The 15,718-nt window shown below is 32.1% G+C and carries 7 protein-coding genes and 2 CRISPR repeat arrays (1 of these 9 cut by a window edge); all 7 genes read left to right on the top strand.

The genetic code is table 11. The annotated features are described in order from the left end of the window. Positions 1–4 precede the first annotated feature (4 nt). Entirely contained in the window at positions 5–769 is a 765-nt protein-coding gene (gene cas5, locus EHE19_RS11505) for a CRISPR-associated protein Cas5 (RefSeq protein ID WP_137699219.1), read from the top strand. Between the two features lie 266 nt (positions 770–1,035). Then, positions 1,036–3,333: a CRISPR-associated helicase Cas3' gene (gene cas3, locus EHE19_RS11500; RefSeq protein ID WP_137699218.1), complete on the top strand. Its 2,298-nt coding sequence runs from the start codon at positions 1,036–1,038 to the stop codon at positions 3,331–3,333. Positions 3,334–3,439: 106 nt separating this feature from the next. Further along, positions 3,440–3,931 carry a CRISPR-associated protein Cas4 gene (gene cas4, locus EHE19_RS11495; RefSeq protein WP_244648211.1) on the top strand — a complete coding sequence of 164 codons (492 nt, stop codon included), beginning with the start codon at positions 3,440–3,442 and terminating at the stop codon, positions 3,929–3,931. Between the two features lie 14 nt (positions 3,932–3,945). After that, the gene (gene cas1b, locus EHE19_RS11490) at positions 3,946–4,938 is read left to right on the top strand and encodes a type I-B CRISPR-associated endonuclease Cas1b (protein ID WP_137699217.1); all 993 of its coding nucleotides are present in this window, start codon (positions 3,946–3,948) and stop codon (positions 4,936–4,938) included. Between the two features lie 131 nt (positions 4,939–5,069). Beyond that, entirely contained in the window at positions 5,070–5,333 is a 264-nt protein-coding gene (cas2, locus tag EHE19_RS11485) for a CRISPR-associated endonuclease Cas2 (RefSeq protein WP_137699216.1), read from the top strand. A 176-nt stretch (positions 5,334–5,509) separates the two neighbouring features. Next, a CRISPR array of direct repeats spans positions 5,510–12,814; the repeat unit is 30 nt; unit sequence GTTTAGAGAATACCTATAAGGAATTGAAAC. Between the two features lie 114 nt (positions 12,815–12,928). Further along, positions 12,929–14,221, top strand: a complete 1,293-nt coding sequence (istA, locus tag EHE19_RS11480; RefSeq protein ID WP_190530273.1) for an IS21 family transposase — start codon at positions 12,929–12,931, stop codon at positions 14,219–14,221. Further along, entirely contained in the window at positions 14,214–14,966 is a 753-nt protein-coding gene (gene istB / locus EHE19_RS11475; RefSeq protein WP_190530271.1) for an IS21-like element helper ATPase IstB, read from the top strand. Before istA ends, istB begins: the two co-directional genes overlap by 8 nt. A 106-nt stretch (positions 14,967–15,072) precedes the next feature. Further along, positions 15,073–15,718: direct repeats of the CRISPR family, unit length 30 nt; unit sequence GTTTAGAGAATACCTATGAGGAATTGAAAC (it continues 188 nt past the right edge of the window).

Genomic DNA, 15,718 nt, shown 5'->3' with positions numbered 1-15,718 from the left:
TTATATGAAAGTCCTATCCTTTGAGCTAAATGGCAAGATGGCTCATTTTAGAAAATATTATTCTAATTCAACTGCATTATCTTATATGCTTCCGCCTGTTGCTACGATAAAAGGAATGCTGGCTGGTTTGTTGGGATATGAGAGAGATACATATTATGAATTGTTCTCGAATAATTTATGTAAAATTGCTGTTTGTGTTAATTCTCCAATAAAAAAAATGACACAGAGAATGAATTTGCTTAAGGTTGAGAGAATAAGCCATTTAAACGGTTCTGCTGCTAATAGAACACAGAATGATACTGAGTTTATTATACCTAAGAACATCAGAACTGGGCATGTCAGCTATCAAATTATATTTTGGCACAAGAATGATTCTATAATAGATGAACTATCAAAGCTTTTATGTAATGGTTCTAGTTTTTACTCTAGTAAAGGCATTTGTATGGCGTTAGGTAGTGCACAATGCCTTGGTTGGATTCAAAATGCCAAGGTAGTTGAGGCTGAGGAACATAAAAGTACTGGAGAGAAGCTGAAAATATTTGGGGCAATAAATATTGAACATTTGAAATACTTAGAGGTTCCAGAATCATATGAATTTTCAGTTATAAAAGAGGAAAGTATCACTGAGTTTGATGAAAACAGGTTTATTACAGCAGATTCAAAGAAAAAGCTATTGGTAAACCTGCTAGATACGCCTGTTTCAGCAGTATTACACAATGGAACAGATTACATTTCTGTAGAAAATAAAAGCTATCTATTTGTGAAATGAGTGACTATATGCTGCATATAATTTTTGACTAGAAAAAACAATCAAGCGTAAGCTCAATGCAGGTAGAGAGTATATGCAGTATGTAGGATTTATACTGAATCCGTACCAGTTTTCAATTGTTTAAAATATGGGGTAACTATATACAGCATGTAAATTTTGACCCCAAAATCAAGCGGAAAATTAATATGGTCGGTGAATATATGTGGCGTGTAGGATTTTTTACTTAGGCTGTAGCAATTTTCAAATATTTAATATGAGGTGGTTATATGCTGTATGCACATTTTGACAGAGATAAAAATGAGGAACAATTATTATATGACCATTTGAAAAATGTATCTGATTTGATGACAGATAGGCTGTGCTATTTGTCCTTTGAAGGAATACCTAACGAAGATTTTAAAAAGCTTTTGACATTAGTAGGAAGATATCATGACTTGGGGAAAGCTACTACTTATTTTCAAAGCTATTTGACTAAAGGCATAGAAAATGAATTGAAGTCACATTCCTTTTTATCCTCTTCTGTCTTTGTTAAAATGTGTGAAGACAGCTTTTCTAAGGAGTTAATATATTTAGGGTTAATTGCTATTTACAATCATCATGGAAGCTTAAGTACCTATTTTGATAGCATTAATTGGAATGACTTGATTAAGCAATATAATAATTTTATTAAGACAGTAAAAGAGAATTCATTTAATATGGATTATCTTGATATTGACAGGTCAGAGCTTGAAATTAAGGAAATTGAGGAAGTTATTAAATATAAAAATAGAATGATTAATATAAGACGTAGAACACCTCTTCACTTTTTTGTACTTCAATACATTTTTTCTTCTCTCATATGCTTTGACAAATTGGATTCTGCCGGGATTTATCGAAAACAGCAGGAAAAGCTTCCTACAATTGCTGCTTTGGATGACCATATTTTAAAGAAATCTAAGGGTCAGCAAAGTAATATGCAAAATCAGCGAAATGAGATAAGATGCAAAGTGCTTGAAACAATAAACAGACTTACAGATGAGGAACTTAAAAACAATAGAATATTTACTTTTACTGCACCTACAGGAGCTGGCAAAACTCTTACAAGTGTTGCTGCAGAACTAAGACTTTCTGAAAGATTAAAGAAAATATATGGAACAGAACCAAATATAATTGTAGCAATTCCTTTTGTAAATATTCTTGAGCAGACGAAGGAAGATTATAATAGCATTTTCAAAAATGTCCTCGTACACCATTGCTTGAGTAATTTAAAAGAGTACGATGAATCAGATATGACTAATCTGCATGAAAAGTCGTTACTAACGGATACATGGGAAAGCAACGTAATAATGACTACCTTTGTGCAGTTTTTTGAAAGCATTCTTACTGCGAAGAATAACAGGCTTATGAAGCTTAATAAAATGTCGGGAAGTATAGTGGTTTTGGATGAAATTCAATCGCTTCCTCCTCAATATTATCCCTTATTAGGGGCTGTAATTAAAAAAATATCTGATTACTATGGTATTTGGTTTATTCTTATGACTGCTACTCAGCCTAAAATAATTGAATATGCTAATATGCTTCTTGATGATAGCGAAATGTCAGCAATTGAGCTGCTTCAGGATGGCAGACGATATTTTATGGAATTAGAAAGAACAATGCTGATACCTTGCTTTGAAAAAATATATGAAATTGATGATATCGCAGAATTGATTCATAAAACCAAGCCTTGTTATAGGAATGCTCTTGTTGTTGTAAATACAATAGCATCTAGCATCGAATTGTATAATAAATTAATTAAAGATGGCCATACGGTTCTATATTTGTCTACAAATTTAATCAGCGTGGACAGAAAGAAAGTTATTGAAGATTGTCAAAAACTGATAAAGGATAAAGTACCTTTTATTCTTGTATCTACACAGACTATAGAAGCAGGAGTTGATTTAGATTTTGATATTGGGTATAGAGATCTTGCTCCTCTTGAATCAATTATTCAGGTTGCAGGAAGAGTGAACAGAAATGGCAAAAAGGTGCCTCATAGCCCAGTTTATATTTTTGAAAGCGGTAAAGGCAGCCAAGTTTACAAATTATATAGAATTGATAAAACTAAAAAGTATTTAAGCGGAAATATAAAGGAAAATGAATATGTAAATTTGGTTGACAGCTATTATACTGAAATGCTTGAGGATAAATCCTATAACAGAGAAATCTGGGAGGCTGTACATAAACTTGATTATGAAGAAATTTCCAAATTTAAGCTTATTGATGAGCAGAATATTCATGATGTGATTATTGAAAAGGATGATATTATAACAGAAGCTTTAGAGGAATATTGTGCTTTGAGAAAAGAATATTCAAAGAATAAAAGCTATGATATTCGAGATGAAATTAAGCAGAAAACCATGTTGATAAACCAATATACAGTGAAAGTCAGAACTAATAAATTAGTCAAAAATATGCCGTGGAGATTTAATGAAATTTACTCGTATATTGATGCACCGTATTTAATTGTTCCCAAACCAAATGTTTCCCAGTTTTATAATTGTACAGGCTTTATATCTGAAAATAATGATGCATTTTTTTATTAGTAAATTTATTAGTTAGATTTACTATTAGGTTATTAGTAGTATCATTTTCAAAAGGAAAACTATATATGTGGGATTAATGCATGTGCTCTGTTTTGGAGGTGATTTTGTGGAGGTTAATGGAACATTAATTTGGTATTATAATATCTGCAAAAGAGAAGTATGGCTAATGTCAAGAAATATAGTGCCGGATCAGCATAATGAAAATATTGATTTGGGCAAATTTTTACATGAGAATTCATTTTCACGAAAGAAAAAAGAGATAAGCTTTGGGTCTGTAAAATTTGATGTAATTCTTGATACAAAAGATAAATTAGTAATAGGTGAAACAAAAAAATCATCAAAGTATGAAGCAGCTTCTAAATGGCAGATGATGTTCTACTTAAAAACTCTTAAAGATGCAGGAATAAATGCCGAAGGCGTTATGCTTTATCCTGAAGAAAAGCGTCGGGATGAGGTGCTGCTGGATGATACTAGTATTCAGACTCTGAATAATATGATTTTGGATATTAACTCTATTATAGAGAAGGAAGAGCCTCCTAAGGCTGAAAAATGTAAATACTGTAAAAATTGTGGCTATTTAGAATATTGCTATGCATAGGGCGGTGATTAGTATTGAAAAAGGATATTTATATTTTTAATGGCGGAAAGCTTGTTAGAAAGGACAATACATTGCTTTTTGAAAGTGTTGAAGGAAAAAAGTATATTCCTGTAAATAATGTTGAAAGTATATATATTTTCGGCGAGGTAGATATAAATAAAAGCTTGCTGGAATTCTTATGCACCAATGAAATTGTTCTGCATTTTTATAATTATTATGAATACTACATAGGAAGTTTTTATCCAAGAGAATGTCTCAATTCAGGTTTTGTTACACTAAGACAGAGCGAGTTTTATATTGACTACAATAAGAGATTATTTATTGCAAAACAGTTTATTGATGGAAGTGTAAAAAATATAATTCAAGTTCTGAGATATTATAATAGCAGAAGTGCAGATTTGTCACAGGAAATAGAAGAAATACTTCAAATGTTGGATTCATTAAGTAGTCAGGAAACCATTGAACAGGCAATGGCAATAGAAGGTAATATACGAGAAAAATACTATAAGTGCTTCAATAAAATAATTAATGATAAAGCGTTTACTTTTACCAGCAGAACTAAAAGACCTCCAAAAGACAAAATTAACAGTTTAATTAGCTTTGGAAATTCAATGCTTTATACTATTGTATTGTCTCAGATATATCAAACAAATTTAGATCCGAGAATAGGTTACCTGCATACCACAAATAATAGAAGGTTTTCGTTGAATTTAGACTTGGCTGAAATTTTTAAACCCATTATAGTTGACCGGACTATTTTTAGTGTTATAAACAAAAAAATAATTACTGCAAAGGATTTTAACAAGGATTTAGGCGGCATTATATTGAAGGATGAAGGTAGAATGAAGTTTGTAAAAGAATTTAACGACAAACTAGAAACTACTATAAAACACCCTTCTCTCGAGAATAAGGTTTCATACAAAAGGCTTATAAGATTAGAAGCATACAAGCTTCAAAAGCATATTACAGAGGGAGAAGTTTATGAGCCATTTATAGCGAGGTGGTAGTTTACAGCCAGTTTGATATCTCGACCCATTTAGCCGATTAGGACCTATTTATAGTGAGGTGGTAAGTGGCATTTTGCGCCATTCAATAAGTCCATCGTTGGTTTTTGAGTCATTTATAGCGAGGTGATAAAGTGTTCGTTATTTTAGTATATGATTTTGGTGAAAAGCGAGTAGGCAAAGCATTAAAAATATGTAGAAAATACTTAACTTGGGTTCAAAATTCAGTTTTCGAAGGGGAAATTACAGAGGGCAACTTAAAGAAATTAAAAATAGAACTTACAAAAAAGATGGAGAAATCAGAGGATTCAATAATCTTGTATTCTTTTTCAAATACTAGATATACTCATAAAGAAATAATTGGGTTAGAAAAAAATGTTCCAACAGTTTTTCTGTGATGTCGATAGGTAATAGTGCAAAAAACATGGGGGGTCGACAGCACAATAAAATCTCCGAAATGCCTGAAATTAAAGATTATTTTAAAAACACTTGATAAATTTTGGTTTCTACTGTAAATTATAGTAGTAAGCCTCAAATAGTTGCTTTTAGTGGCTTTTGTGGCAAATAAAAATGGGTTTAGAGAATACCTATAAGGAATTGAAACCGTAAAACGCGCGTCGCTCCGCTTATGACGCGCGAGTTTAGAGAATACCTATAAGGAATTGAAACTAGGTAAGTACTAAATGAATTTGCCCTAAATCATTTGCGTTTAGAGAATACCTATAAGGAATTGAAACTTCCTATTTCAGCATTTATTCTTCTTACATGTACGTTTAGAGAATACCTATAAGGAATTGAAACAGTGTTTATGAGCAAGCAATGCTCCCATAGTTGATTTACGTTTAGAGAATACCTATAAGGAATTGAAACCTAAACCTACAATTCCAGCTACAATACTTAAACAAGTTTAGAGAATACCTATAAGGAATTGAAACGAATTATAAAGCCATCATCCAATAGTGTAGAAATTCCGTTTAGAGAATACCTATAAGGAATTGAAACGCTGCCTGTCCTTCTCTCTTACTATCAGCGAAATACGTTTAGAGAATACCTATAAGGAATTGAAACACACCTACATACTGCATACAAGGCAACTGCATAGACGTTTAGAGAATACCTATAAGGAATTGAAACACACCGGAACGCATGGAGGGCATGGGAATAATGTTGTTTAGAGAATACCTATAAGGAATTGAAACAAAATATGAGAATATGGCTAAGACTTGGCTGGATTGAAGTTTAGAGAATACCTATAAGGAATTGAAACAAGAAGTATTAGAACCTAGCACGAAAGAAGGTGATTGTTTAGAGAATACCTATAAGGAATTGAAACTTCAGAGTTTAGTAAAACTAGAAGGTCAAGAAGTTTGTTTAGAGAATACCTATGAGGAATTGAAACATGACTGATTTAGAATTGTTACAGCAAATTCATACAGTTTAGAGAATACCTATGAGGAATTGAAACTTAATAAGTCTGCTTTTTATTTTTCTGTATTCGGCTGTTTAGAGAATACCTATGAGGAATTGAAACCTGGAGTAGTAGGTGCAACAAATATTGCATGTAATGGTTTAGAGAATACCTATGAGGAATTGAAACATAAATAAAAGGAGTGAGGCAGGATTTTCTGAACGAGTTTAGAGAATACCTATGAGGAATTGAAACATAAATAAAAGGAGTGAGGCAGGATTTTCTGAACGTTTAGAGAATACCTATGAGGAATTGAAACTTAATAAGTCTGCTTTTTATTTTTCTGTATTCGGCTGTTTAGAGAATACCTATGAGGAATTGAAACCTGAAGCAAATACATATACTGATTCAGTTACAGGAGGTTTAGAGAATACCTATGAGGAATTGAAACCTAAAAGCATTATAAAGATTGCACCAGACTTGTGGGAGTTTAGAGAATACCTATGAGGAATTGAAACTATTGCTTTTCAACAGGAATATTGGATTCCTGTGTGTTTAGAGAATACCTATGAGGAATTGAAACACATATATTTTCATATCGCTTGAAATAATGACTTTTCGTTTAGAGAATACCTATGAGGAATTGAAACTTTAATTTTTCTAGACTCATGCCAGAAAATACACAATGTTTAGAGAATACCTATGAGGAATTGAAACGTTAAATATCCGTTTATATGGTCTCCAGTTCTTCCGTTTAGAGAATACCTATGAGGAATTGAAACATATGATGTGCACCATTTAAATCCAAAAATTCTGCTGTTTAGAGAATACCTATGAGGAATTGAAACATATGATGTGCACCATTTAAATCCAAAAATTCTGCTGTTTAGAGAATACCTATGAGGAATTGAAACATATTTGCCGCATTAAGCTATCTTTAACGCCGAATGTTTAGAGAATACCTATAAGGAATTGAAACAAATATTTGTGTGACTTCCCACGACCTCCGGTTGGGTTTAGAGAATACCTATAAGGAATTGAAACAACCGTTCATAACGGTCCTGTATCTCACGTAGTCAGTTTAGAGAATACCTATAAGGAATTGAAACAACAATATTTTTGAAGTTAACTACAATTTAGGCGAGTTTAGAGAATACCTATAAGGAATTGAAACACTGTGTTTCAGCGTGTTTAAATGTGTTTAGATTATAGTTTAGAGAATACCTATAAGGAATTGAAACATAACTATGGATTTTTTTTCCTGCTTCCATTTAGTTTGTTTAGAGAATACCTATAAGGAATTGAAACTTTCAATTCCACAAGATATACCTTACACAGGAGGGCTGTTTAGAGAATACCTATAAGGAATTGAAACGACAATGAATGGCTTAATACAATAAATTATTTCTTGCGTTTAGAGAATACCTATAAGGAATTGAAACCCCTCCACGTCTGAAGGTGCGCGCACTTTCTTTAAAGTTTAGAGAATACCTATAAGGAATTGAAACATCAATACTTGTCTTTGCTCGTCGTTTTTGGCGAAAGTTTAGAGAATACCTATAAGGAATTGAAACTAATTTTTGTCTGTAGGATGGCTTAAAAATTGATTGTTTAGAGAATACCTATAAGGAATTGAAACAAGCAGAAGAAACCCCACCAGAAGAGAGTTAGTATAGTTTAGAGAATACCTATAAGGAATTGAAACATAAAAACTGGTTCGATTTTCGTTTTTGAAACAGAAAAGTTTAGAGAATACCTATAAGGAATTGAAACCTGGAATTAAACCAGTAGGATAAATAGAATCATTAGTTTAGAGAATACCTATAAGGAATTGAAACTAATTTATCGAACTGTCCAAGACCCCCTTTGCACTACGTTTAGAGAATACCTATAAGGAATTGAAACACATCTACTACACCTCTATTTCTTCTATATAATCTAGTTTAGAGAATACCTATAAGGAATTGAAACAAATCTGAAGCTTTCTATTTTCTATATGGAATGCGGGTTTAGAGAATACCTATAAGGAATTGAAACTCCTTTTTCATAGCATTATAAACACTATTAATAAATGTTTAGAGAATACCTATAAGGAATTGAAACTAACTTTGTATATATAGGTGGAAGTTTTTTTCAATCGTTTAGAGAATACCTATAAGGAATTGAAACCAGCTTATGTAGCTTTAATTGTTAATGATAAAAAATTGTTTAGAGAATACCTATAAGGAATTGAAACAAATAGTATAGTTATCATTTAGTATAACGCTTGCGTTTAGAGAATACCTATAAGGAATTGAAACGAGTATGGACATGCTAAACAAAATGGTGGACGTGTTGTTTAGAGAATACCTATAAGGAATTGAAACTATTCCTATATGTAGTACGTTTGCTGTAATAGATTTAGTTTAGAGAATACCTATAAGGAATTGAAACAAATTTTCTTTGTAATATGCTATACATATATTTATAGTTTAGAGAATACCTATAAGGAATTGAAACAAATTTATTTTGAAGGTTAAACCCTCTAGCAAGCCCAGTTTAGAGAATACCTATAAGGAATTGAAACAAAGATAATACTGTTATATATGACAGTGGAAATATGTTTAGAGAATACCTATAAGGAATTGAAACTATAACCTATTACATTTTCAGTTGCAGAATATCCATGTTTAGAGAATACCTATAAGGAATTGAAACTTGTCCATAGTACTCTTTGTAAAGCTGTGCAATTTGGTTTAGAGAATACCTATAAGGAATTGAAACGACCCTACGGCAGTAATTGAAATTGATGTTGATGGTGTTTAGAGAATACCTATAAGGAATTGAAACTAATTTTTATGAAAATTCTATAGGTATAAACTCGAAGTTTAGAGAATACCTATAAGGAATTGAAACTGGGATGGTATAAAGGCTAAATTTACATGGTTAAAGTTTAGAGAATACCTATAAGGAATTGAAACAAAGAGCCTTTCAGCTCTTTGAAAATACAAAATCTGGTTTAGAGAATACCTATAAGGAATTGAAACTTACTTGAAGATAATATAGATATATTACCTACTGTTTAGAGAATACCTATAAGGAATTGAAACTCTGTATGTCATGGCGTTTAAAAAAGTCTTTTTTTAGTTTAGAGAATACCTATAAGGAATTGAAACTGGTCTGGGAAAATGTACCCGGAGCATTTAGTTCAAGTTTAGAGAATACCTATAAGGAATTGAAACTATACTGATTTCCGATACCTTTATAATCTCTTGCGCGTTTAGAGAATACCTATAAGGAATTGAAACCTGTATAACCTAAAACTAGAAGAAGATGCAGACGGGGGTTTAGAGAATACCTATAAGGAATTGAAACTAGGTATTCTCTAAACAAGGTATGGAGTCAATTGGAGTTTAGAGAATACCTATAAGGAATTGAAACAAATACATATATTCTTCTTCTGAGCCTTTTTGAGTTACGTTTAGAGAATACCTATAAGGAATTGAAACACATTCAATTACATCAACACCATAATCTAAACTACTGTTTAGAGAATACCTATAAGGAATTGAAACCCCAATAGTCCATTTCAAGCTGTAGATACAAGTGATGTTTAGAGAATACCTATAAGGAATTGAAACATCTGTCCAATCCCATAAAAATTTTTGACCTGTTTCGTTTAGAGAATACCTATAAGGAATTGAAACATATTCAGTTAATTTTAAAAATCTCCAAATAGGTAAGTTTAGAGAATACCTATAAGGAATTGAAACAAGGGTATGTATAAAATAGTTCATCTATAACACTCGTTTAGAGAATACCTATAAGGAATTGAAACCAAGACTAGATATACTAGAACCTAGACTAACCAAAGTTTAGAGAATACCTATAAGGAATTGAAACCCGTACAACTTCTTTATGTATACATGAATATTGTACGTTTAGAGAATACCTATAAGGAATTGAAACGCGGTTTGAGGAACTGGAAGAGATACACCAGAACGTGGTTTAGAGAATACCTATAAGGAATTGAAACGGAAATTACTGTCATTGAACATACTGGCTTTGGATGTGTTTAGAGAATACCTATAAGGAATTGAAACAATGTTGTTCTTCAACCAATGCTGTATTTAAATCTGCAGTTTAGAGAATACCTATAAGGAATTGAAACTAAAATATTTTCTACCTTTTTTTATTCCTTCTATTGCGTTTAGAGAATACCTATAAGGAATTGAAACGAAGAAATAGAAGAAGCTGAGCAGGATTTGAACATGTTTAGAGAATACCTATAAGGAATTGAAACATTTTTTCGCCGTCTACCTTGACGGCTTTCACATTGGTTTAGAGAATACCTATAAGGAATTGAAACGCCGAGAGAGTTACACGGGTGGAGGAAAGCGCAAAACAGTTTAGAGAATACCTATAAGGAATTGAAACTGCACATTACAGCCTATCTTATCTAGAAGACAAAGTTTAGAGAATACCTATAAGGAATTGAAACCATAATATAGGAGGTAAAATTCCTAATGCCGTACAGTTTAGAGAATACCTATAAGGAATTGAAACCAAAATAAAAATAAAAGGTAGGTGATTAGCATAATAGTTTAGAGAATACCTATAAGGAATTGAAACATGAAAATAGAAGGTTAAATTATAATGATTGTAAAAGTTTAGAGAATACCTATAAGGAATTGAAACACTAATTAAGTCGAATTATAACACTGGCTTGTTGGTTTAGAGAATACCTATAAGGAATTGAAACCTTGTATCTATGTGTTTGCTGTCTTCTATAATTCCCCGTTTAGAGAATACCTATAAGGAATTGAAACGTCTATAAATTTCTCGGTCTTCTTTGCAGAAGCCAAGTTTAGAGAATACCTATAAGGAATTGAAACCGAAATAATAAAATAATATAAGTAAATAAAGAGGTAGTTTAGAGAATACCTATAAGGAATTGAAACTTGAAAAAGTTAAAACCCCATGTTGATTGGTCTGTTGTTTAGAGAATACCTATAAGGAATTGAAACAAACCTTTATAAGTCCATAACAGCAACCTTAAAAAGTTTAGAGAATACCTATAAGGAATTGAAACGTCTATAAATTTCTCGGTCTTCTTTGCAGAAGCCAAAGTTTAGAGAATACCTATAAGGAATTGAAACTCACTTCCTATAACTCCGTTGAATTCTGTGGAGTAGGTTTAGAGAATACCTATAAGGAATTGAAACTTTTTAAATTACCATCTTTGTCCAAATCCTTGTCATGGTTTAGAGAATACCTATAAGGAATTGAAACCTATGCTAATAATTAAAATGGATTTAAAGGGCAATTGTTTAGAGAATACCTATAAGGAATTGAAACTGCTTTCTTTTGAGAAAACATTACCTGCATATATAAGTTTAGAGAATACCTATAAGGAATTGAAACCTGCAAAAATTTTCAAAGGTTTCACTTCCTGCCATAGCGTTTAGAGAATACCTATAAGGAATTGAAACCCACATGATGTGCAAACAATTTCATTGTCTTCATTTTGTTTAGAGAATACCTATAAGGAATTGAAACTTCCAATAAGTATTCCTAATTCATCAGATTCAAAAACGTTTAGAGAATACCTATAAGGAATTGAAACCGAATTTTTATTACTTCTCCAAATTCTGCTGTATCTGTTTAGAGAATACCTATAAGGAATTGAAACGATAATTTAGCTAGTTGTACAATGACATACGTTGGTGTTTAGAGAATACCTATAAGGAATTGAAACTAACATCAGAACCCTCAGAAATACAAAAGGAGCTGGGTTTAGAGAATACCTATAAGGAATTGAAACTTCACACTGCAACGACAGAGAACTAAAAAAGTAAGAAGGTTTAGAGAATACCTATAAGGAATTGAAACAACAATTTATCTCTTAGGTCATTATATTTCTTTGTTGTGTTTAGAGAATACCTATAAGGAATTGAAACCGAAAATTCTATTGCTAGCTGCAGCAACAATTATTCTGTGTTTAGAGAATACCTATAAGGAATTGAAACTTATGCATTGGATTTTTTTGTGTAAAGAATTTTTTAGTTTAGAGAATACCTATAAGGAATTGAAACTTTTGTATAGATGTTCCCTTAGCCATCTCAACATGAGTTTAGAGAATACCTATAAGGAATTGAAACGCCATCTCAACATGACCACCAGTAAATTTTTCTTGGTTTAGAGAATACCTATAAGGAATTGAAACATTTCACTTATCCTTAAACTAGAACGAAATTCCTCAGTTTAGAGAATACCTATAAGGAATTGAAACATGTATCCATATTTTTCCATTACATACCTTGTTTTAGTTTAGAGAATACCTATAAGGAATTGAAACAATACTGCCAATATGATTTTTTCTTTCTTTGTCATTCGTTTAGAGAATACCTATAAGGAATTGAAACTACTTTGTTGTCTATATTCTGCGTCTTTTGGCAGATTGTTTAGAGAATACCTATAAGGAATTGAAACATTCTTTTGTTGTACCCTCATTTAATTTATAAAGTTATAATTAATAATGTACAAATAATATTAAATAAAAATGTACAAATGGTATGATTACAGGGTACAAAAGGAGGTACCCTAATGATTATCAAAAGTAGTATCATAACAGATTTAAATATTCAAACTGTCAAGGATCTTTATAAGTTAAAACCATTTATGGAGGACACAACATTGAAGGTTAATAAAAGCCAGATCGCAAGGGAACTTGATGTCGATAGGCGTACAGTTGATAAATACATTAATGGCTTTCATAAGGCCAAATCCAGAGAATGCGTGAATTGTATCACTGCTTACTATGACATTATCGCAGAGCTTCTATCTGATAACAGCCAGCAGATATTTTATTACAGAAGAGTTTTATGGCAATACCTAGTAGACAATCATTCTTATGAAGGGTCTTATGTGAATTTCTGCTACTATCTAAGAAAATATCCTGAACTAGACTCATATTTCAAAAAAAGCAGACCTTCAAACGCAAATAACGTAACCATACGTTATGAAACAGGAATGGGTCAACAAGCACAACTAGACTGGAAAGAGTCTATACGATTTACTCTTTCAACAGGTGAAATAATAGAAGTAAACATATTTGTATTATTGCTGTCATACTCACGTTTTAGAGTATACAGGGTATCTCTATCAAAAACACAGGACATATTATTTTCATTCCTTGATGATGCGTTTAACACGTTTGGAGGTGTTCCAAGTGAGATTGTCACCGATAATATGAAAACAGTTATGGATGAGCCAAGAACAGAGTATACAGAAGGGAAAATAAATATAAAATTTAAGCAGTTTGCGGATGATTATGGTTTTAAGGTGCACCCTTGTATTGCAGGAAGACCAAGAACAAAAGCCAAAGTAGAAGCACCAATGAAACTACTTGATGAGATAAGAGCCTACAATGGAAAACTTGATTACAAGGAACTTAATGAGTTGGTCACACGAATAAATAACAGAGTAAACATGCAGGTAAATCAAGGTACAGGTCGTATTCCATTAATGTATTTCAACAAGGAAAAAGCTTTCTTAGGAAGCTTACCAGCCGATACCATAAGAAAGCCTTATCAAATAACTCCACATAAAGTAAAAGTAAATTCATCCAGCATGTTCAACCATAATGAATGCCAGTATTCTGTACCACCAGAATACATTGGAAAAACTCTTACTTTACAAGTGTATGATGGTTACATACATGTTTATTATAACATGGAATTAATAACTATCCATACCCTTAGTAAAAAGAAACTAAATTATTTTACAGAACACTATACTGCTATAGCAAGAAAATCGCATGCATTTAAGGAAGAAAATATAAATGAGCGGGCAAAAGAAAACTTACAGGTTATAGGAGAAGTATATAGTTATGAATAACAGTACATACAACCAGCTATGCCGGAACATGGAAATTCTTGGTCTTGGGCAAATGGTAATTCATCTTGATGAAATATCTAATTTTGTGACATCCAACAATCTTTCGTTTACAGAAGGACTACTGAGACTTAGTAATTACGAAGTTGATTTTAAGGAGGCCAAAGCATCTAGATCTATGATTAAAGCAGCAGCATTTCCTTTTGTAAAGGAATTGAAAGATTATGATTTCAATTTTCAGCCGTCAGTAAATCAGCAAGAAATACAAGAACTTTGCACGCTTGGTTTTCTTGAAAGAAATGAGAATATAGTATTTCTTGGTCCAAGTGGTGTTGGAAAGACTCATCTGGCAACATCAATAGGAATAGCTGCAGCAAAGAAACGTACTAGCACATATTTTATCAAATGTCATGATTTATTGCAGCAACTAAAGAAAGCAAAACTGGAAAACAGACTTGATGTAAGACTCAGACACTTCTGCCATTACAGACTACTTATCATTGATGAACTTGGCTACTTACCCATTGATAAAGAAGATTCTAATATGTTTTTTCAGCTTATAGATATGAGATATGAGAGAAAAAGTACCATTCTTACAACAAACATGAATTTCAACGAATGGGATGGTGTATTCTATGACGCAGTTGTAGCCAATGCAATACTTGACAGGGTATTGCACCATGCACATGTAATATCTATATCTGGAAAGTCATACAGATTAAAGGATCATATGAAGCAAGGAGAATAGTTGTACATAATTATTTAATACTTTTTATACATTTTTCCTTGACAGTTTATACCTATGAGGAATTGAAACAGTGGTATTTCTGATTTCTTTTCTTGCTCTCTCATATGTTTAGAGAATACCTATGAGGAATTGAAACCAATATGGCTCTCATAGTACGACTTTTGTCTAATAAATCGTTTAGAGAATACCTATGAGGAATTGAAACGACATAGTATCATAGAAAACGGTGTAGATTTCGTTGTTTAGAGAATACCTATGAGGAATTGAAACACGTATAATAGCGTGAGTAGAAATGATATTGAAAGAGGTTTAGAGAATACCTATGAGGAATTGAAACATTTCAATATATCCGTCTACGTTTACCCTTACCGAACGTTTAGAGAATACCTATGAGGAATTGAAACTTTTCTCCATTCTTGCAATTTGAGTAGGGCTTCTTTCTGTTTAGAGAATACCTATGAGGAATTGAAACATGTATGGAACATTCACAGAGCAACAGGCTCTGGTGAGTTTAGAGAATACCTATGAGGAATTGAAACAGCCTTGAAATGAAAAAAGAGAAAATTGCAAACAGGTTTAGAGAATACCTATGAGGAATTGAAACCGAAAATTCTATTGCTAGCTGCAGCAACAATTATTCTGGTTTAGAGAATACCTATGAGGAATTGAAACACGTATAATAGCGTGAGTAGAAATGATATTGAAAGAGGTTTAGAGAATACCTATGAGGAATTGAAACAATTCTTTTGATT

This window comes from Ruminiclostridium herbifermentans (genome assembly GCF_005473905.2).
Classification (GTDB): domain Bacteria; phylum Bacillota; class Clostridia; order Acetivibrionales; family DSM-1351; genus Ruminiclostridium; species Ruminiclostridium herbifermentans.
This window is presented reverse-complemented; position numbering and strand designations above follow the sequence as displayed.

Bases quoted from the DNA above. Each gene is read 5' to 3' on its own strand.
- istA (WP_190530273.1), top strand. From the start codon at position 12,929: ATGATTATCAAAAGTAGTATCATAACAGATTTAAATATTCAAACTGTC.
- cas5 (WP_137699219.1), top strand. From the start codon at position 5: ATGAAAGTCCTATCCTTTGAGCTAAATGGCAAGATGGCTCATTTTAGA.
- istB (WP_190530271.1), top strand. From the start codon at position 14,214: ATGAATAACAGTACATACAACCAGCTATGCCGGAACATGGAAATTCTT.
- cas3 (WP_137699218.1), top strand. From the start codon at position 1,036: ATGCTGTATGCACATTTTGACAGAGATAAAAATGAGGAACAATTATTA.